Genomic DNA, 22,236 nt, shown 5'->3' with positions numbered 1-22,236 from the left:
CGTTTGTGCGGCTGGCTAACAAGAAGGAATCGGCTGCCAGCGCAGCCGATTCCATCAATGCAGGGGCATGGATCCGTTCGTCGTTTGTTCTGAACTACAAGCAAGCGCTTTTGTCAGACAATTTGTAAAAAACGAACCACTATGGAATCTATCATGCCTTTGAAAAACAAGAAGCTAGCCGCAGTTATGTCGTGCGTATTGATGCTTGCTGCCGCGCCTATACTCCCCGCCGGGTTGTCTGTAATGGGTACGGCCTATGCCAAAGAAGGTGGTGGTCACGGCGGCGGTAATGGCGGCGGTAATGGTGGTGGAAATGGTGGCGGCGGCGGAAATGGCGGCAGCGGCGGCGGTGGTGCTCATGCGGGTGAAGGTCACTCTGCGGGCGCCAAGAGCAATGGTCGCGCTGAAGGCCAGGAAACCGATCACGACGGCCGGGCTGTTCGAGACCGTGGATTGAGCGGTAAACACCTTGGACGTGATCGCGATGACCACGTTGGACGTGACCGTGATGACCACCTTGGACGTGATCGCGATAGCCATCGTGGTCATGGGGCAGTGACTTCGGGTGTTGCGCACTCGAAAGCAACGCGAGGGGTGACGAAAGCGACGGCTATCTCGGCGACAACGCCCGGTGATCACAATGCAAAAGGTTTGAGTAAGGCAGTGACTTCGACCACTGACAAAATCCGATAAGCACAACGCATTCAAAAAGCCGGGAAGCCATTGGTTGCCCGGCTTGATGAGAAGGTCAGTATGACCGAGAAGCCCTGCAGGTTTGCGCTTGCAGGGCTTTTCTCGTTTTCGGCCGGGGATCGGCTACAGTTGAGAAGTCATCGATAGGGAGATCTCATATGAAGTGCTTAATTTGTCAGGCTGCCGCCAAGACTGTTCACGCGCTGGGAGACTGCTCAGAGGTCAAATGCACAGCCGGTTGTGGACACTTCAAAGTCTCGGCCAATCTTGTTGCGAAAATGACGTTGACGCACGAATCATTTGACCTTGAACGTACAAGGCGATGGCTTGAGATGGCCCGCAATGATGATCCAGTGCCCTTGATATCGACCTACGATTACAACGTTTCCCTATTGCATTGCGATGCCGAAGGGAAGATGGCCAGTCGGCCAAATCGTTCCAGGGAATCGGTAACGTCGGATTAGATGGAGGTTTTTGCTTCGAGGTGACGAAGCGGCCAGCGACTGCCTGGCTGCTTTTTTACTGCCGTCTGCCATCCTTGCTAATTTGATATGACGGTCCTGTTTCTCCCGCTGGACTTGGCGATGTATAGCGCTTTGTCGGCGATATCCACCAAGCTCTCTACCGTGTCGACCTCCAGCTCGGAGAGTGAACTAATGCCAATACTGATGGTGACGACCCCTAGCGGAGAGTCGCTGTGTTGGATTTGAGCGTGCTCCAAATCGAGTCGGATTTTTTCGGCCAGCAGGAAAGCCCCGACATAATCGGTGTTTGACAGTACAACGGCAAACTCTTCCCCGCCGTACCGGGCGGCGAGATCACCGGTTCGGTTTACATGCTTTCTAATGATTGCGCCCACGGCCTTCAGGCACTCATCACCCTGTACGTGGCCGTAGAGGTCGTTGTAGCTCTTGAAGAGGTCAACATCGATCATGATCAGTGCCGTGCCGTCCAGTTTCTTGCGTTTTTTCCTGGCAACTTCAGCTTCTATGAAGAAATCAAAATGGCGTCGGTTGGCCAGCCGTGTCAGTCCATCTTCAAGGGCCATCAAACCCAGAATCTTATTGGCTTCAATGTAGTCTTTCTGAGAGGTTTGCAATTCTCTTTGCGCTTGAATTTGCTGACTCATGAGCTTGATGAGTCGATAGCCAATAAAGCTGAGGATTATTAATAATATGGAGGAAATGATCAGGCTGGCGAGGGATTCGCTCCGCCAGTCCGCCAGTATTTCATTTCTATCAAATTCGGCGATGACGACAAGGGGGTATCCATTAATGCGTCGAAAGCCTATGACCCGCTCGACACCGTCGATAAACGATTTTATGGTCGCCGTGCCGGAGTTCACATCAGGTTTTAACAGGGCGAACACTTCGCCTTTTGATATGTTAATGCCGATGTCCTGGTCGCGAAATGGTTTGCGCACCACAATGTTGCCGCTGGAACTCACCAGATTGATCAGGCCATTCGTTCCGGTGTCCACACCTTCGTAAAGATTGAGGAAGTAGTTGAGGTAAATAGTAGCGAGTGCAACGCCGGCAAAACTGCCGTCCGGATGGTTGATTCGGCGTGATACCGTCATGATCCAGTCATTGGTTGAGCGACTGCGTATGGACGGGCCAAGATAAGGGCCCGGGTCCGTATGGTCGCGATGATAAATGAAGTAGTCACGGTCCGAGTTGTTGGAACCCGCGGGTATGACACCATTTGAATTCAGCAGCCAGCGACCCTGTTCATCATAGATAAAAAAACCGTGTATTTGAGGCAGGCGTTTTTGTTGTATTTTTAGTAACTCTTCCAGTTTTTTTAGTTTTTCTGCGTTGCTGCCTTCTGTTTCCAGTCGTTCCTTGACCCCGATAAGTACGGTGTCAGCCTGCGTAAGGGTTGCCTCGATATTGGACGATAAAGTCTTCGAGAGATTGGACATCTCGGTTTCCTTGTCGTGCAGATGGTACTCCAGGGAGTTGAAGATTCCCCATGTACTTATTGCTATCAGCGAGATGCATACGATGGCAACAAAGAGGATGACGTGTCCGACTTTTAGTTTGGCATCGGTCCACCCGGCGGAAAAGAATGAAGCCTTCCTTGTCAGCATGAAATCCTGCCATTAGACGTGGGTATCAATAGTTAGCGTATTCTATTTTTCTTATACCGTTGAGATATTTTCAGCATGGGTATTCGTTTTCGCCATATGCTCATCTTGCTTATTGCCAAATGCGCAGGCGGTCAAATAACGACAGCGTGATTGCCCCGGAATCACTCCCCCCAGGAGCGTCAGAGAGAGGTGAAGGCTTTCGGTATGGAATCTTGGAGATGACAGGAGTAAAAAAGACCTTACCTGCCTCATCCAGAGGATGTGCAAATGGTCATTACCGTCAAAGAGCGCGATGAGCATCACATGTCTCATGAATCAAGTAGCGCGGGAATCAGGATGTGGGATGTCTTTCAGGGAGATGTTCTGGTCGGCGTCTATCACAGTGAAGCAGAGGCGTTGAAGTACAAGGATTTGCTGGAGAGCGGTCGATTGGACAGCCACAAAAAACCTCCGAAAAGATAAGCTCAATGGAATGACAAAGCCCAGCCCCGCGCTGGGCTTTGTCGGTTAAGGGGCGGATGGATGCTGGCAGACAGCAGAGCCTGGCTGTTCAGTTGTGAATTGTTCAGAATTGGGTGGCGGACGCGACGTTGCGAAGCGCGTAAGGTTTACTTGTTCGCCCTGCCAGATGCTTCAGGAAACATGCTGAGTGGCCAGCTGCTGGTCAGGGCGAACACTTGCCGTTTTAGAGGCTGACTTTGAGGGGAGGGGGCGTTACTTGAGGGGAGAGGCAGAGATCTTTGAGTAAGTACCGATATCAGTGGTGGCCAGTAAGCAGCGGCCATCCTTGAATTTTGCGTAGAACGTTATTTCCCTTTCTGTATCACATAGTAACCAGCCTGCCACTAGCCCAATCGGCCCCAGAAGCAATGCTCCCGCCAGACTCCATCGAATAACGCTGCCTTTCTTGTTGACGACTTCTTCGGTTGCTGTTTCCAGAGTTTCCAGATTTGACAGGGGAATCTTTAGTTCGAGAGAAGGTTTCAGTGCGGATTTCAGAGTGAAAAAACCAGATTGAAATTCAGCATCGCCTGCCAGAAAGTCACCGGATATCACCGTTATTTTCGACATGATTTTTCTTCTTGTGATCTGGTCTGGCCCGTTGAGTACTGGGCTCCCAAGGCCCCCTTCAGTCAATCGACTTGCGACAAAAGGCGAGGCCGATGGTCACTTGATCGACACTCACCGAGGGTATTCACAACCGTCTGATCGAGATCAGGGCTGCCGCACTTTCTATGGGGAAAAGGAAATTTTTGTCGAGGTAGCGTGACGGTTGGAAATGGTCTATTAATTGACAACCTGCACTGCGAGGGTAGGCGAGAAGTCAGCGCCTGGAAGACGTTCGGCGATGCCCGGCGGTGGGGCATGAGTTGGTGGTTAGATTGCTTGGTCGTGGAAACTGACAGGTGCTTGGGAGTGGCTCATGTGGTGTTTGATCTGCTCGGAAGACGCGCGACGTATTGAATCCGCAATGGATGGCATTGAACTGATTTGTCCTGAGTGCGGGCATTTCGGCGTATCCGGCATCGTTATGAGGGAAAGGAACGAGCGACAATTCGATGTCGAGCGAACCAGGGTCTGGCTTCATCGCGAGCGCGAGATCAACCCTGACCGGTGTCCGGTTATCAACAGCTCGAACGTTATCTGGGCGTCAGAGCCCTGATGGTTGAGATTCCATAGGTTATTCAGGTGAATCCGGCGGGTTGGGTGCAACCATTCGCAACAGAAAGCCGACCTGTTTTCCTACCAACACAACGTGAAGGCATTCTTCGCGCCCGACCGGATGCCGCTACCCAAGCGTGCGCACTCGCGGGAAAGGGTGTCGTGCAGCCATTGGCGGTCATCCCCTTCGGCGCGACAGATGCGAAAGCGACGGAGTCGGGTGGGTATCAGGTCCAGCGATTGCAGGCACCCGCTCGGATCCAGCGAGGCAAAGTACAGAAGCCCCAGGTCGCCGCGAAAGGCTGCGTGGTTCTCGATGCCTTCGTAATCGTTCAAGAGATCACCGCAGCCATAGAGAATCAGGCGTTCGCGGTACACCTCGATGCCCTTGATGTGGTGCGAGGAATGCCCGTGTACCACGTCGACTCCGGCCTCGTCGATCAAGGCATGGGCGAACCGGATCTGCTCCTTCGGGATATCGAACCCCCAGTTGCCGCCCCAGTGGATGGACGCGACCACCCGGTCTCCCGGTTTTTTGCCCGCAAGCATCCGTTTGGCCACAAGGTGCAGGGTTTGCATCGACAGGTCCTCCAGCCGCGCAACGCCCGCGCGCTTGTCCGTGGCGGTCCAGTCCGGTGGGATGCCGCTGTCGGGTGCGCCGAGGCCAAACACCAGCAAGCGCCACCCGCCAGGCTGCGGCAGCACGGCAGGTGCTTCGGCAGTTTGCCGGTTATGCCCGGCGCCAGCGCTGCACATACTGTTGCTCGACAGGGTGTCCAGCGTATCGGTCAGACCGGCTTCTCCCCAGTCCAGCACATGGTTGTTGGCCAGCATGCAGCAGTCGATGCCGGCCACGCTGATGACCGGGAAGTTATCCGGACTCATGCGGTAATTGATGCCTTTTGGTTCCGGTCGTCCGCGGCGGGACACCGCAGTTTCCAGATTGATGATGCGTGCCTGCGGCTGGCGAAGTTCGAATTCATCCAGCGCGGCACCCCAGATATAGGTGAAGTCGACTGGGCGGGGAATCGGGCCATTGAGTTTTTCTGCCAGCCGGACGTAGTCGCCGGCATGCTTGACGTAAGCTTCGTAAAGCCGCGGATCGCCAGGATGCGGCAGTACCGAGTCGATGCCGCGGGCGGTCATGACGTCGCCCGCGAGAAACAGCTTCAGCGTATCGCTAACAGCGGCCATGACACCCTCCCGGATCTCCCGATCAGCTCACCGCACGTTTTGCTCGCACACTGTTCAAAATATCAATTTTTCTGCGTGGCCTGCGACAAGCCGATGACGTACCAACCCGGTATTGAGATCAAACGCAGTCAGAGCAAGTAGCCAGTTGTTTGTTCGAAATGGTTGTCTTGCACTCCGGCGATCAGGTGCAGTGGAATGTGCTGTTGCGCATCGATGGCGGAAATTTCGAAGCTACCCACTATTTGAAGGTGTCGCTCATTCAGCCCGGTCGACTCTTCTTCGTTTGCCTTAGCCATTCTCGCGTGGTTCGCTGCGATTTCATTGAGAGTTGACACGTTGCATCTCCGGTGACTGACCAGGCGTATCGCTGGAGTCCTTAAGCGTTAATGTTGATTGCCGCCGCGTCAGAATTACGTCGTTCCGGGGCTGCTACGGGCGTAGTTAGCAATCCTTGAGCCGTATCCTGCACCACGTTTTAATAGGCGACGAATGGTGTCGTAGAGTTCTCTCTAAAGGACTTTTTCCGCGACCGAATCCTTTGGTCAGGAAATGCGAACATCTCTTTGCAGACAGCGTTCTAAATAGATATGGGAGCTCAACAGGAGAAACATCATGGTTCAGCGCCGCCGACACCATATCTCACAGATATCTCTTCGATTAGAGGGCTTGCGCGCCAACCTTTCGCAATTCAAGCAAGACGAGCTGGAAATACAGGAGACATTGCGTGGATCTCCTGCACTCGAGATCGAAAAAGCTCTGGATGAGGCGTTTGACGAGATACGTGAATCGATAAACCATACCGAAGAACTCTTGAACGCGTTGGTTCAAGAGGCTGAAAGAGGTCGTGAAACGCAGGCGAGCCAAGAGGCTGGTTGAGATGTTCAAGGTCGGCTGAGGTGGAAAATGAGAAAGCCCGCAACCGGCGGGCTCTCTGCATCATACTGGAGCATGAAGACGTAAAGATCGGGTCTACTGATCTTTATCCTGATCTTGTTTGGTGCTCGAATGTTTGGTGCTCGAAGTAGCAGCGTTACTCAGCCCCTTTTCATTGTGATCGCCAGGTGTGGTGGTCGAGATCGCAGTGGCCTTTGTAAGTCCGCGTGTGGTTTTAGAGTGTGCGATCCCTGAAGTCGCCGAACCATGACCTTTGCTGTCATGGCGAATACTCCCGGTGTGCTTGCCACTGATTCCATGATCCCTGATTGCTTTACCGTCATGATCGCTATCCAGACCTTCGCTACGGCCAGTGCTATCAGCGTCAGCAGTATGGCCTTCGCTACGGCCATTGCTGTCAGCATCAGCAGAATGACCTACTCCCTGGCCGCCGGCGCCGCTACTGCTGCCGTGACCTGCACTGTTTCCGCCGCCACCACTTTTTGCATAGGCAGAGGACATTGGGAGTAAAGGCGCTGCAGCCAGCATCATTACGCATGTCATCAAAGCTACGAAATTCGTCTTCTTTAAATGCATGATGGCGTCCATCGATGTGAGTGGGTTTGCATGAATTAGGACGCACGGCATTCGTTTATAGTTCTCAGGCTTCAGACCGACGGTGTGAGGAGTCTGGAAACACTATGCGCTGGATGCCTGCGTACCTATGAGGGGCGAGGTTTAGATCAGGCATGTCATTTCAGGAGAAGGGATAACAATGATCCACCGTAAGCCAACAGAGCCTTGGGCTGTTGACGCGATAGCCTACATTCGGGCCTCTTCGGCTTTGAAACGAGAGTTTGCTTTGCTGCAAAACCGTGTCTATCCGGAGACGGGAGAAGATGAAATCAATACGGCGATACCGCTGCACGATCCAGTGTTCGATGCATTCTCGTTCTATACCTGCGCGCACGACAGGGTCGTCAGTTATGCCGCGGTCGTAATGAAAGCGATTGAACATGCGGGTGACACATTTGAAATCGCCGGGCTGAGTTGCGTCATGACCGATCCAGATTGTCAAGGGCGAGGTCTTGGGTTGAATACCGTCGCCGCGGCGACTCGTTGTATGGAGCGCAGTAATCTTGATATCGGCGTCTTCACGTGTGATCCGCCGCTCGCTCGTTTCTATGCGCAGGCTGGCGGCTGGTCTGTTGCACCCAATATCGTCCTGATCGGCAACCCGGATGAAGAGGCTTTACGCAGCGATACGTTGGGCAAAGTTGTCATGTTGCGGCTGTTTTCGCAGAAGGCAATCGCGAATGCATCGACATTTACGCACGGGGTTATAAATCTCGCCTTGCCGCAAGGGCAGTTTTTATAGTCCGGATGTCAATGTGCTCTGCCGCTTGCTGCTCCTGTGTAGCGTAGCTGCATAGACGCAGGCGGGCGCCCGAGTGGCTGGCGCCGTCAGATTGGACGGCACCAAGATTTTCCTGCGGGGCTGAGATGAGAAACACAGTCATCCACGGAAGCTGGCTGACACTTCATTGCTATTCGATGAATGCTTGTATGTCGCTGTCCAGTTTTTTGATTGCCGCTTTGAAATCGTTGGCGGTAACCGGCTGGCTTGCATTTTTCAATTGCTCGCCGAAGACCTTGCGCACCACTTTGGCCACAGTCCGGCCATTGCTTGCGTCGATTATCTCGGCCTCAATGTACAACTCGGTTTCTTGATTACGGTGGCCGGTGGCCGCCTGAGTCGCGCCTATCGCGGCCGCGACCGGAACCACTTCATACCATTTCATACCTTCATTGGACGTGCTGACCCCGGTAATCGCAGCGCGTACGACCAGGACTCGCGAACCGGCAGGGGCCGACTGAACATTGGGTACCACACGGTACTTCTGGCCCAGTGCGCTCTTGGCATTGTTCGTCATGTAGGCTTGCAGTTGGTCCAGGGTCTGGCGGTTGACCCGTTCATTGGGCTGTGGTGTCGGGTACAGTTCCAATCGCTTGAAGGCTACCGTGTCATAAGTGTTCGGGTTCCAGGATGGAGTCACCCAACGCATGGCCTTCTCACCGCTGGGTGTAGTGACTTCCTGCAAGTTGTTGTAGTCGGGAAGAAACCCTGAGTACTGTTCTTTCTCCGTGATTCTTGAGGTGCACCCGCCGAGCAGCAGGCCGCTCAAGGCAACGCCGACAAGCAATTTTCTGGACAGACTCATACTGTTTACTCCATGGATTAAGACGTTCTATACCGCATCGAGTTGATGGCAGTGACAGGCTATAGGGCTAATACCTGCACGCTGGATTCCTTATGAGGCGGCCTGCATAGAGTGCCTTGTGTCCTTTGCTGGAGTATGTCCCGCTTATTTCCAGGCAGTAGAAATGTTACCCAAATGAAATATATGGCTGGCCGGTGTTCCAGCTTTTTCTCCTTCGAAGAAATGTTCCCAATCCGAGGGATCGAACCGATCGGTCGTGTCCATCCGAATATTTCGCAGGCTCACCGTTTCCAGATGTGACGCATATAGAGGCTCCGAAAAATAACTAATCAGGATAGAGCGACGGCGTTGGCCGATTAAGTTCAGACTGGCCGCATGCACTAAATCGACATCAAACACCAGGATGTCACCCGCGGAGCCTGAAAGTTGTACAGATCGGGACTCGTCGTTGAAGTCGAATGGCGGCTCTCCCTGCTCAGGGCGATGGCTGCCCGGGACGATGCGTGTCGCGCCGTTCTCGGGACCATAATCGTCGAAATAAGCCAGGACATTCACAATGTCGCCTGGCCGTTGGGCCGACAAATCGCGGTGCAGCTGCTGATGACCGCCACCTGCAAGAGGCTCGCGACCTTCTACCTGCGAGAGGAAGAACCGTTCTCCGATCAACTCGCCCACCACCGCCAGCACCTGGGGCAGACGACACACAGCCTGAACCTTCGAATCAGCGTCCAGCAGCGAATGGCGCCAATCCATGCCACGCGGCACGGGCCATTGGTCCGCCGGCTTCACGCCCGCATCGAACACGGCACGAAGGTCGTCCAGCCACTCGGCCGGGATCGCTCGACGGAGCAGTGCATAGCCATCTCGATGAAGTTGCTCGCGGTCAGTCATGGATTGCTCAATTCCCTCGCCATCAACTCGATCAATACAGATCGTTCCCACGCTACCGTACGCTGAGTGATTAATGCCCAGGCATTGGACTGCTTGGGCGTTTTACATCGCGTTTTCGCCTTACCGAGTCAGGGCTCGCAATGTGGCTCGGTTGAGGCAACCGGGGCGTACGCAGTAACAGGCTGATTTCCTCTGCGCTGACCGCTCTGCTGAAGAAGTGACCCTGTATTTCATCGCAGCCGTTTTCACGCAGGAAGGTTTGCTGCTCTTGGGTTTCGACACCTTCGGCAATGACCTTGAGGTTCAGTGTGTGCCCCAGCGAAATCACCGCGGTGGCGATGGCTTTGTCGTTCTCGTTGTCAGGCAGATCGTGTACGAAAGACTGATCGATCTTGAGTCTCGCGATCGGGAAGCTTTTCAATGCGGCGAGGCTGGAGTAGCCGGTGCCGAAGTCGTCGATCGAGAGACTGATCCCCATTGATTGCAGTTCTTTCATTTTGCTGATGGCTTGCTGAAGGTCTTGCATGATCAGGCTTTCGGTCAGCTCCAGCTCAAGGTACATCGGGTCCAGTCCGGTTTCTTTCAAGGCATGCCTCACCCGGTCGATCAGGTCCCTTTCGATGAACTGGCGTGCTGAAATATTCACCGACATGGTGATCGGCGGCCAGCCCGCATCCTGCCAGTCCTTGTTCTGTCTGCACGCGGTATGAATCACCCAGTCGCCGATGGGGACGATCAACCCGGTATCTTCGGCCTGCGGAATGAATTTGATTGGAGACACCATGCCGAGCTCGGGGTGCTGCCAGCGGATCAGTGCCTCTACGCCGATAATCTGACCTGACTGCAAATCCACCTGAGGCTGGTACAGCAGCAGGAACTCGTCATGGTTGAGTGCGTTGCGAAGCCCGTCTTGCATGGCGAGCTTGCCCTGAACCTTGTTATTCATCTCGCTCGTATAGAACTGGTAACTGTTGCGACCCAACTCCTTGGCCCGATACATGGCGGCGTCCGCGTTGCTGAGCAAAGTCTCGGTATCGCTGCCGTCGGCAGGGTAGGTGGCCAACCCCATGCTGCAGGTGACGTGGAGCGTATGTCCGCTGAGCTGAATTGGCCGCAGGATGGCTTCCTGGATTTTGTGCAGGGCTGGAGTAACGCCGTCGAGGTCTGAGGGCTGGTCGAACAGGATGATCACAAACTCGTCGCCACCCAGTCGCACGACGGTGTCGGTGCGGCGTACACACTCCAGCATGCGCTGGGCGACGGTTTTCAGCAGTTCGTCTCCCGCACTGTGCCCAAGGCTGTCATTCACCAGTTTGAATTTGTCCAGATCGAGAAACGCCACTGTGACCTGGCGGTTGTAGCGCTGAGCATAAAGTATTGCCTGCTTGAGACGGTCTTCGAGCAGTGTGCGATTCGGCAGCCCGGTCAGTGCGTCATGGTCGCCCATATAGCGAATGCGTTTTTCGGTCAGTTGGCGTTCTATCGCAATGCCGGCAAGCGGTGTCGCCATGTCGATCAGTCGCGTCTCGGTCGAGCTAGGGCTGCGTACGGTGCTGGAATACAAGGCAAACGTCCCCAATACCTTTCGCTCATGGGACAGAATCGGCGTCGACCAGCAGGCGCGAAATCCATAGGGCGCAGCGGCTGAACGGTACTCTTCCCACAGCGGATCCAGCTCGATATCCGTGACGATGACCGGTTCTCGTCGATACACCGCGGTGCCGCATGAACCGACGTTCGGACCGATCGCAATCCCGTCAATGAGCTGGTTATAGGCTTTCGGCAAACTGGGCGCAGCCCCATGCAGCAGGTGCTTGCCATCCTCATCCAGCACCAGGATGGACACCATCATCCCGTCCAGTTGGGACTCGACCAGGTGAGCCAGGCTGTCGAGGACTTCTGCAAGCTCGGTGCTCCTGGCGATCAGCTCCAGGACACGACCTTGTCCGGCACGGATGACGGCTTCTTGCTCTAATCGGCTGTTTTGCACGGCGAGCCGCTCTGTGGCGATACTCAATTGGACCGTTCTTTTTTCCAGCTGTAGTCGGTCTTTGAGGAATTGATTCACCGCGTGAGCCATGTTGCCGATCTCGTCTTTCCCGTGTTCGGCCATCATCAAATGCGTTTTGTCAGTGTGTTCCTGACGCAATTGCCGGCTTATTTCATTCAGGCGCACGAGCACATGACGGCCCATGAAGACCCGGGTCACAAACCAGGCGAACACCAGGCTGGCGCCCAACATGATCAGCACCCATTGCTGGCTACGATTTGAGGCCTCGACCAGGCGTTGCACGGCGTTGCGATAGTCTTCGGTGTAGGCACTGGATTGCGCACGGGCCACCGCGACCAGAACCCCGGCCTCATTCTTCAGCTCCTCATTGAACCGCTGTATGACGTTGTGCTGATTGATGAGCCTCAGGCGCAGGGAGAAGAGATCGGGCGTTTCCACCTCCGCGTCGGGCAACTTGCCTGCGGTACGTGACAGGCGCTCATATCGGATCCGCAGGCGTTGCACGGCATCACTGTCAACAGCCTGCGGCAGATCGAAAAGTAACACCGCCAGTTCCAGACTGACCGGAGTCTTGGTCGCGGTTAACCGGGTGGTGTGATCTTCCAGGGTCTGCTCGAAGGTGACCTCGGTTTGCAGCAGGCTTTCTCGCAACTGCGCAACGATGTTGGCGGTATTGCGAAACATCTGACTCGACTGATACATGTCGAGTATCGCCACGCCACTGTTCGCGGCAGTCAGTTGCTGCACCAACTGATCAAGGGCTTCAAGCTGTTCGACGGTCGCCGCATAGCTTGTACGCAGGGAGTCGGGGGAGCGGGTTGTCAGGAGTTGATCGGTCTGGCGTTCGATCAGCAAGGTACGCTGCAGCATGTCTTGCCCATTTTGCATGCGGACCAGTCGTTCATCCGTCAGCTGGCGAGTGGCGCTGTTTGACGTGCGCAACGCGTAGACCGCCGTTGCACCACCCGCCAGGATCAGCAGCGCCAGCGTCAGAAACGCCAGTGTGAACTGTGCGCGTAGCGATTGCGGAAATAGCTGGCGTCCGAGCCGGGAAGTAACGTCCAATGTCAGGGATTCCATTGGTGGCGATAGATTTCTCGATAGCTATTGTCAGGGTCGTACTGGAATTTCTTCCCGCCGTCGAAGGCGATATTGTCGGCATTGACCAGGTGAATCGGCGCTACGAAGCCGCTCACCGGCTGACCTGCAAACAGCCGGTTCAATTCATCCATCACTTGCCAGCCATGCAGGTTGAGCGGCTCGGCCACGGTGACGGTCTGGTAGGTTTTTGCCTGTATGCGCAAGAAAGCCGAAGCGCTGCCATCACCGGCAGACAACAGACTGATGCCGTCACCGGGTATTGCGGCGTTGGTCAATGAGGCAATCGAGTAGTCGAAATAGATATCGTTGATGGCCAGCGTGTGGGTCCAGCGCTTGCCATAGCGTTGAAGCAGTTCATTGGTGAGCGCCGGCATCTTCTCGCCACTATCGGAGATCGCGACATCGCGCACTTCCAGCAACGTACATTCCCGACAGGCCCGAATGACGTTTTCCATGGCCTTGGCTTTCGCCATGGCGATGCTGTACTTGGAGTCGGTCAGGATGACCACGCCGGCGTGTCCGTTTGACTGTGCCACTGCCGCCATGGCTGTGAGGCGAGCCACTTCGAGCGGGTCGGTCGTGACATTCATGGCCACCGGAGTGCCGTCAATCGGCCCTGGGCGTGCCCCGGCGTGCCAGCCAACCACCGGCACATTCCTGTTGGCGAAGAGGATCAGTGCCGCATTGTTCTCAAGGGCATCGGAGCCGCACAAAATGAGCCCGTCGGGTTTCGCTGCCAGGGCATCGGAAAAGGCCTTTGCGCGCCCGGTCGATGATCCCGCGCCATCGAATATCTCCAGCGTCCAGCCCATCGCCTTGGCTGCCTCCCGAGCGCCCTGCGCGACACCGAGAATTCCTCCGTTACGCAAATCTTCTGCGACAAGGGCGATGCTCTTGCCCTTCAGGGCTTGCGGGCCGGATTCAGGGCCGCTCCAGCGAACGGCTTCGAGGGTGGCCCTGGAAACGATTTCCTGCGCTTGAATCACCGTAACCGTGGCGTTTTCGACACCCGCTGCAGTTGGCAGGTTCTGCCCGTATCCGGGAGTTGCCGTGAAAAGACAGAAAACCGTAATTGAAGCCATCCAGAGTAACCAGGGCCTGATCAGACAGGTTCGATCACCGCATGTGATGTCGGGTCTGGAGCCGATGGCGCGATCATGGTTTGGCATGGCGTCCCTTTTTGCCAAGAGTGCAGCGTTCACTATCCGAAAGGATAGTCGGTTCTGCTGTCATCAGGTCTTTCGTGGATAAAGTCCGTGAACTTTGGTCCTGAACATTCAGGAAGTGGGGCAGGGTGCCATGGCACAAAACATGGGACGAAAGCCAATTGCATCGTTGACTACATCGAGTGGTTTTACAAGGCTTCGACTTTGCATAAACACCAGGCTAAAAAAAGGCACCTGCACAGACGGTGTGAAAGCCCGGCAATCTGCTCTCCGATTAAAAAAATGCCCATCAAATCGGTTTGATCAGGCTCGCGCCTTGGTTGCGCACATTGCCAATGGCTGCGTCGACCCTGAACCATTCGAAGGCCTCGGACGGCTCTCCCTGTTGAATCATCATATGCTCGGCGCGCTCCTTGGGTGTGGCCGGGTCGAGCCATTCCCGTGCTACCTCGGGCGCCAGTGTTACCGGACGTTGATCGTGGATGTCCACTATGCCGCCTGCCGAATCGGCAGTGATGATCACGAAGCCGTCATACTCGCTAGGCGCGTGTTCGCCGGTCGTAAACTGGCCAATAGCAGCGCACAGGATCGGTGAGCCGTCCCGATGCCGGATCAAATAGGGCTGCTTCTTCGGCCCGCCCTCATCGACCCATTCAAACCAGTTGTTGATGGGGGTGATGGCTCGGTGTGGCCAGATCGCCCGGTAGAATGGGCTATGCGCTACCTTTTCGACTCTGCCGTTCGGTTTCGCTGGCTGATCGGTTGCCCAATGCGGTCGCCAACACCACCTGACCAGGTCGGCGCGCAGTGTGTCGCCCTCCTGGCGAAAGAGTGCGACCCTTGTTGTGGGGGCGACGTTGTACTGCTCGAGCGGCTGGTCGCCAACGGTGTTGACCAGAGCATTGGGCATGCTCAGCGCCGCCACGAAGTCGTGGATACCCTTGTATTGCGAAAGTCGTCCGCACATGGCTGAACCCTCAAGCTCAACCCTGAGTTTAGACGATCGATTTCGGGCGCTCTATGAGGTCGTCCAACATACTGAAGTGCAGGTTTAGATAGGAAAAGCGCACCGGATGCACCCAAGCCCCGGCTAGCTCAAGGTAGCTGCTCACCGCGCCCCCCGAGTCAGCCCATGCCCATGTGGCGGCGGGGCCATCGTTCGAGGGGCGGCTGTGAAGACGCCTCCTACTCGACTCGGTGGTATTAAAAAGAGGCTTCGGCCTCTTTTTTCGTTTTGCGATTTTTACTTTAAGCCAGGCAGGCCATGCTCTCGCCAGCTTTTAATCAAAAGGGTTGAACAACGCAGCACTGCAACCATTCGCCGGTCGCTACGCCTGAAATTTCACACAGTCATAGCAATTTAACATTATCGGTTTGCGGCAAGCTGATCTCGGGTCTAGTCTCCCAGCCGATGGCATCGACCCTGTCGCCTTGTACGGCGTCTGCCATCAGGAAAGCGGTAGTGGGAGGGATCCTTGGAATGAGCTCTATATCTGCGCTGATCGTTATAGATACCGATGGTGCACTGGCTAGCGGGTCCGCAATGGACAATGCCTATCTGGTCGATACCAAGGGTTACCTCGGATCATGGGGCGAGGGGACTTCCACGCTCAACACCGTCTGTCAGGACGGACAAGTGGTGATCTGGAGCGTCACCGCCATCGACCCCAGTGCCGAGGTGGCAATCACCGGTTTTTCGGGCGACATGGTGTCTAGTGGCATCTGTAGACCGAGCACAAACGGGCCTCAAGGCGATCAATTCTGGTCCGGCCAGGTGCAATCCAGACAGCAGTTCGCTTCCTTCGCTTACACCGTGACCCTGTCGGTCGGCGGCAAATCCATGTCTTTGAACTCAAATCTGAAAATTGCCTGACGCCGAACCTCGGTGCGCGGCTACCTTGGAGAAAGTAATGACTTTAAAAACCATCGATGTACTGATCGTCGTCGACGTGGAAGCTGCGCTCGCCGGAAACCTGCAAGATAACGTCTACCTTGTCGACACCAACAAATATGTAGGTTCCGGCAATGAGGGTCAGGTTGAGCTCAAGACTGCATGCCAGGACGGGCAACTGATTACCTGGAGCGTGGTGCCGGTTTCACCGTCCAGCGACGTCAGCATCACCCAGTTCACCGGCCAGATGATTACAGACAAGGTGTGTGTGCCGAGCCAGTACAAAAACCCGAACGGTGTTTACTGGGAAGGGCGCGTCGAGGCTCAGGGAACCAGCAGCCAGCAGCAGTATTCGGTGGTGCTGACCATGGACGGAACTTCCAAAACCTTTGACCCCTTCCTTGTGATTACTGCCTGATGCTCAGTCCTACTGTCAACTTCGCAAAGACGTTACTGGTTGCGGCGCTGAACGAGGTCGTGAGCATCGACAACTATTGTGCCACGACCCGTACCATCTTCATCGGGAAGCTCACGGAGGATCCTGACTGGCTCGCTTCCGTGCGAAACCGGGTGGCGATGTTGGCGGCTGCGGGTGGTGGCTGGATCATGGCGAAACCTTCGATCTGGGCGCCGATTCTGGATCAGTTCGCTACCTATAATGCGACGTTTGCTTCGATCGCCAGCCTGCAAAAGAACGGCCAGCTCGTCACTGCGTCGCAGTGGGTGCAGGTGCTTGGCCAAGTGCTGATACCGCAACTGCAGGCCGCAGCGGTGGCAACTGATGCGGCCGGGGTTGCGTTGAAAGAGCAGCTCGATACTTTCTCGGACATCCAGCCGCTCCTTGAGGCGAGTATTGATCAGGGATGGGAGTCTCTGGCCGCGGAAGAGCAGCAGATGGTGAAGATCGCGGCCGAACTCGCGCGACTTGAGGACTTGGTCGGATCGCTCGGGGACGCTATCACGAGCGGCTCGATCAGCGACGGCAAAGGCGTCGTCTCCACGTCCGTGAGCATCGTCTACGATGTCGCGGTCGACGGCGCTGAAGGCGTTCCGTTTCTTTCCTTCCTGACGTCTGCGATCACGATCGGGCGGTTCTTCGCCGACCTTGTCGAAGGCTCCGCAGAAGTCCAGGCGACCTTGCAGAAGATCGCCGAGCTTCAAATCGAAGCGAGCCAGGCCGCTCAGGCCGCCGCAGCGACCAAGTCGGTCCTGCAGCTTCTTTACAACCTGCAACTTTCCTTCAGGTCGATAAACGATGTAGTGCCGCAGCTCTCGCAAATGTGGCGCGACCAGGCACAAGGTGTGCAGCAGGCAATCGATGCGCTGAACGATGGCGCTGACCCAGCCGGTTATTTCGATCTGCTGACACTCTCTACCGCCGCTGCGAACTGGCAGACAATCGCCGGTTTCGCCGCATCCCTGACGACGTTCAAGACAGCTACAGGGAGGCCCGTGGTACTCAATCCCCAACAAGCACGGACCCGATCTGTATCAGCGGTTCACTAAGGAGAGTAAAAATGTCTGACCCAACCCCGCAGCCGGCACTTCAGTCCAAGACCCAGAAGGGATTCCTGTCGCTCATCCTGATTACTCAGGCATGTCATGGCGTCCTTAACACAACCTTCACTGCTCCCGATCCGAAGCCGTCATGGTACGACGCCCTCAGCACTCACCTCGACGACGCCAAAACTGTGGCCCGCGATTGGGTCGACAATATCGCGCCCTCGGTGACGGCGAGTGTTCCACAGGCTGTGCTCGACTATGGCACGACGTACCAGGCTATTACGGCCGAGATAGTGAGCATTTGTCAGGCCAATCCGAATGCGTCGGGGGCGGACAACCAGTATGTCAAGCAGGTTCAACAGCTGATTGGCGGCCTGTTGGGCCAGATAACGGAGATCCTGGCCACGGTCGATACAACCAGTGCTCAATTGAAGGCCTGGGGAGACCGGTTGCAGACGGCGCACGACAATCTGTCGAGCGGCGCCAGCAGTATCCAGAACGCCGAGGTCGCGCTTCAAAGCGATATCGATGCGATGAATACGGCAATCCAGAACCTCAACGATACGATCACTCAACTGAACAAGTACATGATGGATGCGCAGATCGCCGTCGGCGTCGGCATCTTTCTGGGCGTTGTCGCGCTCGCGCTGGCTCCTGTTTCCGGTGGCGCGAGCCTCGTGGTAGGCGCTGTTGCCGTAGCCGGGATTGTCGGCGGTGCGGTTGAGTGGTCGAAGTTTCAGAGTGAGATCAACTCTGACTTCCAACAGATTGCGGCAGACCAGGTGGAAAAGTCCTCCGATCAGGCACAGATTGTGGCGCTCCAGGGGCTTGCGACATCGGCAAATCAGGCGGTCGGCAACATGGTGCAGGCAGAGAGCTCACTTTCTGACTTCCGCACGAGCTGGGCCGGGTTCCACGACGATTTGCAGGGCGTTATTAACGATCTGACCAAAGCCGACAAAGCACTCAGCACGTTGCTCGAAATGGCGTTCACGAATGCGGCGGCGAACGAGTGGCAGCTCGCCATTGATTTCGCCACGACACTGCAGGGTACCCAGATCAACATGCCCACCGCCCAGATGGACATGGACGGCAAGATCACCTCTCAGGCCGCGTGATCGAACAGATACTGCGCGGCAATGTGCCGCGCAGTACTCATTCATTAAGGAGTTATTGATGCCATTAAGTGCCAAGACTGCGGATGCGCAGATCGACGGGGCGATGTCAGCCGTCGTGCTCCTCAACGCTTCGTGCCAGGCTGTCGTCGAGGCCCAGATCGCGGGTGTCAGCTCCAGTTGGTATCCGCAACTCGACGCCGAACTCGGCGCGGCAGAGGACCTTGTCCTCGACTGGCGGCAAAGCGGTGTCCTCTACTTCAGTTCGCAAGTGCTCCAGACGATCCAGCAGGCAGGCAATGCCTTTACCGCCGGTGCACCGCAGATCCAGGCCCTTTTGGCTGCACTGATAAAAAGCCCTTCCGACAGCGCCCAGGCTCAGCTCGTCAGCGCACTACAAGCGTTGCAGCCGCCGATCCAGTCGATTGTCTCGCAAAGCGGTGATTATCTGACGAAGCTGAAGGCCTTCGAAGTCAACATGCAGACCCCCCATCAGAACATGCAAGCGACCATCGGCGCGGTGCAGGCTGAGGAGCAACGGCTACAGGCCCAGATCACCAGCATCAACGCGCAGATCGCTTCCCTGAACACGCAGATCCAGGCGGACCGCGATGCGATATCCAAGGCAGAGTCGAAACGGACCAGTGGCATTATCGAGACGATTTTCGGCGTCCTGCTCACACCCTTCACGGGAGGCGCGTCGCTGATCCTGGCGGGCATTGGCGTGGCGTCGATCGCCGAGGCGCAAACGCTGATCTCCTCGATGCAAACGCAGATCAGTGGCTATCAGCAGACAATAGCAGGTGACCAGACTGAACTCAGCACCGATGATCAGGTGATTGTCACCTTGAACGGCCTCACGTTATCCACGGGCATGGTGCTCGGCGACATGAACCGCATAGCCATCGCGCTCGACTCGCTCCGTACCGGGTGGACGGCATTCGCGGGAGAACTCCTGGACACCATCACCAAGCTCCAGAAGTCTGCTTCAGCGTCCGAGGCGATACTCGCCGAAGCCTGGTATAACGCCGCCTGCGACGAATGGACCGTGATCGTCGAACACGTTGGTGACCTGATCGGCGCCAGCACCAATACCAGCAGCACCAGGGTACGAATACCCTGAAAGGTTGGAGTGCCCACATCAAACGCCACTCAATCGGGTGATCACCGAATTGGGTAATAGGCGCTCAGGTTGAGATGCAGGGGGGCTCACCTTCGCTGTTCATGGCCAGTTAATCCTTTGGGCCGGTGTAGCGTATGGCCTTCGAGCTACAGCCGTTGTCTTGCAGGTCTTCGTAAGCCTTGTACTTGGCTTGGCTGCGAGTGGCTGCCCAGACTGTCTTCACCCAGTGGCGGGCGTCGCCGATGTAATACTCAACATCGAACCAATCTTCAGTCACAACGATTTCTGGTCGCGACATGTTGGCAAAGCGTGCCGAGCTTTCAGTAGGCGCCACCCTCCAAGATCGGATGCGATGGCGAGATGTGAGTTTGTAGGCTATTGATTGATGACCCGGCATAAGCCATGAAGACGGGGAGCTACTAATGAAAACGCTGATAGTTGATCACTCTTGGACCAAGATCATCGAGCGAGATGAGTCCGCCAAGGTCGTGCTGGTGGCGAAGATTAAGCAGATCGAAGAAATCGAAGCTGCCATTCGAGCGGTTGAAGGTGAAGAGGCAGCCCGCAATGCTCTAAATGGTGGCTTGATAAAGCATGCATTAGCGCGCTGCCTGGAGAACTTGCAGGGATCTGTATCCGTAACGGAGCAGGACTTCTGGATCTGTTACGAGTTTGCGACAACCGCTGCGAAGAATGCTGAGCGAATCATTGACGAAGAGCTTTCGCACGTAGGGTCGTAATCGTAGGCGCCGCCCTCCGTGACGGAAGGCTGTGGCGTGATTCGGGGTTGTGGGCTATTTGTTGAGGATTCGGCATGCCGCCGAATCAAGGAGGCCGCTGATGAATAGCAAGCCTACGATCAAGGAAATTGCTGACGCCACAGGACTTACAGAGAACGAAGTGGGGGCCTACTTTGCCGACTCGGAGCTAAGGCCGGATGGCACGTGGCTCATCTACTTTGACCCCCGCATATTTGATGACCCTCTAATTTCAGAACGCCTGCGCGATGACCTGAAAGGATTCTTTACTTACGTGATGCCATTTAAGTCTGCTTCGAAATAGGCGAGGGTGGGTCAGACTGAAGCACGCTTGAGCTGAGCTGATGGACAGGCCTTCGGCGCGGCCGGTGAAGCGGCGGAATTTGTTGAGCAGTCCCGACAACTCGTCGAGAGTGACCGGCTCACCCAGCTTCGCCTGAGCCATTGCATAGCTGACCAAGGTCAAGGGCTCACCGACCGCGATGCCTGCCGGCCCGTGTCTGTTGCTTGTTGCCCGCGAGCCATCAGCAAACGCTGCGCTGGTGCCAATGCAATAGAGGGCGATGACCGTGAGGATAGAAACCTTCATTTGACAGTCACTCCAGCCGATGCCAAATAGTTTTGTAACGCCCCCCAAAAGCAGCGCAGATTTTCAAACCCCAGAAACGACAAAGCCCTGAATAATCAGGGCTTTGTCGTACATAAGATGGCGGAGGCGATGGGATTCGAACTCATGGACCTGTTACAGTCGACGGTTTTCAAGACCGATATTTAAAGCCGCTGAAACCGTGGCCTGTAGCTCTTTTTCGTTACATTACGTTTGTTTTTCAGCCCCCCTGTAGGCCGCGCTCTACAAGGGGCCAATTTTGAGTTTTGTAACGCGTTTTCGGGCTATTTTGACGGCTTAGCAATGGCGCCGATGCGTCGGTAAACCCGCTCCGTGATKTCGCCCTTTGTATGCCCGAGGAGCAGGCTCGCATCACCCACGTCAAGGATTTCTGACGCGGCTTTTGGCCTGATGTCACGAAACTGGAAGCTGCCGATTTTTTCAGCCAGTAGCGTGTCACCCACTTCATCCGCCTCTTTCTTGGCTTTTTCCCGAGCCTTGTCCCATCTGTCACGAAGCATCTTCGCAGTCATGCGCTTGCCGCGCGCACTGACAATCAGATAGCTGCAAATGTGCTGAGCATTGCGCTCTGCCATTTTTGCGATCAATAGACCCAGGCTGTTTGCCTCGCCGCCGGTAGTCATCTGGATTCGAAGCTTTTTGTGCGTCTTGTTCTGCTGCACTCCCAAGTATTCCCCCTCGATGTCGTCCTTCCGCATGACCAGAACATCTGCCGGCCTTTGACCCGTCAGGTAAGCCAGGTCCATCGCGTCTTTCAGCTCTTGAGCTGCCTTCTTGTAAACTGCGCCCCAAACCACATCATTCGCGTAGTAGTCCCGCGGCTTTTCCTTGTTTTTGCGGACACCCTGGCAGGGATTCTCCTTGGTCGTCAGCCCCCATTCTCGGGCGATATTGAAAATGTGGGAGAGGGTGGCGATCTCGCGATTTGCCCGAACTTTGGCCGTCCGTGCATCCCGATAACCGGCAATCGTTGCCGGGGTGATCGAGTCAATGGGGGCGCTGTCGAACATCGGGCGCAGTTGCTTGATCTCCGACAGATTGTCCTTCTGGGTGCGTGGCGCTTTCTTGGAGACGATATCGCGGATGTACCTGTCGAATATGCCTTTCATGGTGCGCAGGTCGAGCGGCTTTTCCTTGGCTTCGAGTTCCGCCCATTTGATCCTGGCCAGGTCCAGGTCTTTGCCCAGCGGGATCGCCTTTCCGGCCATGTCCAGGTAGTAATAGGCAATCCAATCCTTTCCGCTTTTCCGTGGTCGCGTCCACTGGTACATCCGGGGCGGCAAATTGCGTGTTTCGGCCTTGCGGGGTCGCAT

General features: G+C 55.7%; 22 protein-coding genes and 1 pseudogene. 10 read left to right on the top strand and 13 right to left on the bottom strand.

The window, feature by feature from the left end:
- Window positions 1–153: 153 nt before the first annotated feature.
- A complete protein-coding gene (locus AC1DHT_RS04900; RefSeq protein ID WP_427538652.1) occupies window positions 154–693 on the top strand; it encodes a hypothetical protein in 540 nt (179 codons plus the stop codon).
- 541 nt (window positions 694–1,234) lie between these two features.
- Here AC1DHT_RS04900 and AC1DHT_RS04895 read toward each other — a convergent pair.
- Window positions 1,235–2,785 (bottom strand): sensor domain-containing diguanylate cyclase, encoded by a 1,551-nt coding sequence (locus AC1DHT_RS04895; protein WP_427538616.1) that lies wholly within the window; start codon window positions 2,783–2,785, stop codon window positions 1,235–1,237.
- Between the two features lie 267 nt (window positions 2,786–3,052).
- Here AC1DHT_RS04895 and AC1DHT_RS04890 point away from each other — a divergent pair, with 267 nt between their 5' ends.
- Window positions 3,053–3,247, top strand: a complete 195-nt coding sequence (locus tag AC1DHT_RS04890; protein WP_427538619.1) for a hypothetical protein — start codon at window positions 3,053–3,055, stop codon at window positions 3,245–3,247.
- A gap of 252 nt (window positions 3,248–3,499) precedes the next feature.
- Here the strand turns inward: AC1DHT_RS04890 and AC1DHT_RS04885 are convergent, their stop codons facing one another.
- The 3 genes from AC1DHT_RS04885 to AC1DHT_RS04875 all read right to left on the bottom strand — a co-directional run bounded on the left by AC1DHT_RS04885 (window position 3,500) and on the right by AC1DHT_RS04875 (window position 5,976).
- Complete coding sequence (locus AC1DHT_RS04885; protein ID WP_427538622.1) at window positions 3,500–3,856, bottom strand: hypothetical protein; 357 nt, start codon at window positions 3,854–3,856, stop codon at window positions 3,500–3,502.
- Window positions 3,857–4,528: 672 nt separating this feature from the next.
- Window positions 4,529–5,641, bottom strand: coding sequence for a CapA family protein (locus AC1DHT_RS04880; RefSeq protein WP_427538625.1), 1,113 nt, complete (start codon window positions 5,639–5,641; stop codon window positions 4,529–4,531).
- Between the two features lie 128 nt (window positions 5,642–5,769).
- Complete coding sequence (locus AC1DHT_RS04875; protein WP_427538628.1) at window positions 5,770–5,976, bottom strand: hypothetical protein; 207 nt, start codon at window positions 5,974–5,976, stop codon at window positions 5,770–5,772.
- 277 nt (window positions 5,977–6,253) lie between these two features.
- Between AC1DHT_RS04875 and AC1DHT_RS04870 the strand changes: the two genes are divergently transcribed.
- A complete protein-coding gene (locus AC1DHT_RS04870; RefSeq protein WP_054596954.1) occupies window positions 6,254–6,517 on the top strand; it encodes a hypothetical protein in 264 nt (87 codons plus the stop codon).
- A gap of 93 nt (window positions 6,518–6,610) precedes the next feature.
- On the opposite strand, the gene AC1DHT_RS04865 is transcribed toward AC1DHT_RS04870, so the two are convergent.
- Window positions 6,611–7,111, bottom strand: coding sequence for a hypothetical protein (locus AC1DHT_RS04865; protein ID WP_427538631.1), 501 nt, complete (start codon window positions 7,109–7,111; stop codon window positions 6,611–6,613).
- Window positions 7,112–7,289: 178 nt separating this feature from the next.
- Here AC1DHT_RS04865 and AC1DHT_RS04860 point away from each other — a divergent pair, with 178 nt between their 5' ends.
- Entirely contained in the window at window positions 7,290–7,892 is a 603-nt protein-coding gene (locus tag AC1DHT_RS04860; RefSeq protein WP_427538634.1) for a GNAT family N-acetyltransferase, read from the top strand.
- A gap of 169 nt (window positions 7,893–8,061) precedes the next feature.
- On the opposite strand, the gene AC1DHT_RS04855 is transcribed toward AC1DHT_RS04860, so the two are convergent.
- The 5 genes from AC1DHT_RS04855 to AC1DHT_RS04835 form a co-directional block, all read right to left on the bottom strand.
- Window positions 8,062–8,736, bottom strand: a complete 675-nt coding sequence (locus AC1DHT_RS04855) for a DUF3313 domain-containing protein (protein ID WP_427538637.1) — start codon at window positions 8,734–8,736, stop codon at window positions 8,062–8,064.
- A 144-nt stretch (window positions 8,737–8,880) separates the two neighbouring features.
- A complete protein-coding gene (locus AC1DHT_RS04850; RefSeq protein WP_427538640.1) occupies window positions 8,881–9,627 on the bottom strand; it encodes a phytanoyl-CoA dioxygenase family protein in 747 nt (248 codons plus the stop codon).
- A gap of 70 nt (window positions 9,628–9,697) precedes the next feature.
- Window positions 9,698–12,718 (bottom strand): EAL domain-containing protein, encoded by a 3,021-nt coding sequence (locus tag AC1DHT_RS04845; protein ID WP_427538643.1) that lies wholly within the window; start codon window positions 12,716–12,718, stop codon window positions 9,698–9,700.
- A complete protein-coding gene (locus tag AC1DHT_RS04840; protein WP_427538655.1) occupies window positions 12,706–13,725 on the bottom strand; it encodes a substrate-binding domain-containing protein in 1,020 nt (339 codons plus the stop codon). Before AC1DHT_RS04840 ends, AC1DHT_RS04845 begins: the two co-directional genes overlap by 13 nt.
- Before the next feature lie 469 nt (window positions 13,726–14,194).
- Window positions 14,195–14,872: an SOS response-associated peptidase family protein gene (locus AC1DHT_RS04835; protein WP_427538646.1), complete on the bottom strand. Its 678-nt coding sequence runs from the start codon at window positions 14,870–14,872 to the stop codon at window positions 14,195–14,197.
- Window positions 14,873–15,385: 513 nt separating this feature from the next.
- Here AC1DHT_RS04835 and makC (AC1DHT_RS04830) point away from each other — a divergent pair.
- Genes makC (AC1DHT_RS04830) through makE form a run of 5 tightly spaced genes read left to right on the top strand, consistent with a single transcriptional unit; the run spans window position 15,386 to window position 19,537 of the window.
- Window positions 15,386–15,778 carry an alpha-pore-forming tripartite toxin MakABE regulator gene (gene makC / locus AC1DHT_RS04830; protein WP_427545657.1) on the top strand — a complete coding sequence of 131 codons (393 nt, stop codon included), beginning with the start codon at window positions 15,386–15,388 and terminating at the stop codon, window positions 15,776–15,778.
- Between the two features lie 37 nt (window positions 15,779–15,815).
- Window positions 15,816–16,214 carry an alpha-pore-forming tripartite toxin MakABE regulator gene (makC, locus tag AC1DHT_RS04825; RefSeq protein WP_427545659.1) on the top strand — a complete coding sequence of 133 codons (399 nt, stop codon included), beginning with the start codon at window positions 15,816–15,818 and terminating at the stop codon, window positions 16,212–16,214.
- Window positions 16,214–17,302 (top strand): alpha-pore-forming cytotoxin subunit MakB, encoded by a 1,089-nt coding sequence (makB, locus tag AC1DHT_RS04820; protein ID WP_427545661.1) that lies wholly within the window; start codon window positions 16,214–16,216, stop codon window positions 17,300–17,302. The genes makC (AC1DHT_RS04825) and makB overlap by 1 nt, the downstream gene beginning before the upstream one ends.
- Window positions 17,303–17,313: 11 nt before the next feature.
- Window positions 17,314–18,417 (top strand): alpha-pore-forming cytotoxin MakA, encoded by a 1,104-nt coding sequence (gene makA, locus AC1DHT_RS04815; protein ID WP_427545663.1) that lies wholly within the window; start codon window positions 17,314–17,316, stop codon window positions 18,415–18,417.
- Between the two features lie 58 nt (window positions 18,418–18,475).
- A complete protein-coding gene (gene makE, locus AC1DHT_RS04810) occupies window positions 18,476–19,537 on the top strand; it encodes an alpha-pore-forming cytotoxin subunit MakE (RefSeq protein ID WP_427545665.1) in 1,062 nt (353 codons plus the stop codon).
- A gap of 109 nt (window positions 19,538–19,646) precedes the next feature.
- Here the strand turns inward: makE and AC1DHT_RS04805 are convergent, their stop codons facing one another.
- Window positions 19,647–19,814 (bottom strand): hypothetical protein, encoded by a 168-nt coding sequence (locus AC1DHT_RS04805; protein WP_427545667.1) that lies wholly within the window; start codon window positions 19,812–19,814, stop codon window positions 19,647–19,649.
- A 145-nt stretch (window positions 19,815–19,959) separates the two neighbouring features.
- Here AC1DHT_RS04805 and AC1DHT_RS04800 point away from each other — a divergent pair, with 145 nt between their 5' ends.
- Window positions 19,960–20,277: a hypothetical protein gene (locus tag AC1DHT_RS04800; RefSeq protein ID WP_427545669.1), complete on the top strand. Its 318-nt coding sequence runs from the start codon at window positions 19,960–19,962 to the stop codon at window positions 20,275–20,277.
- A 358-nt stretch (window positions 20,278–20,635) separates the two neighbouring features.
- Here the strand turns inward: AC1DHT_RS04800 and AC1DHT_RS04795 are convergent.
- A pseudogene (locus AC1DHT_RS04795) lies at window positions 20,636–20,758 on the bottom strand (nucleoid-associated protein YejK); the annotation flags it as partial.
- Between the two features lie 428 nt (window positions 20,759–21,186).
- A complete protein-coding gene (locus AC1DHT_RS04790; protein ID WP_477761305.1) occupies window positions 21,187–22,236 on the bottom strand; it encodes a tyrosine-type recombinase/integrase in 1,050 nt (349 codons plus the stop codon).

It is taken from the genome of Pseudomonas sp. 05N432 (assembly GCF_056396945.1).
The sequence above is the reverse complement of the archived record's forward strand: the minus strand, read 5'-3'. Positions and strand labels throughout refer to the sequence as shown.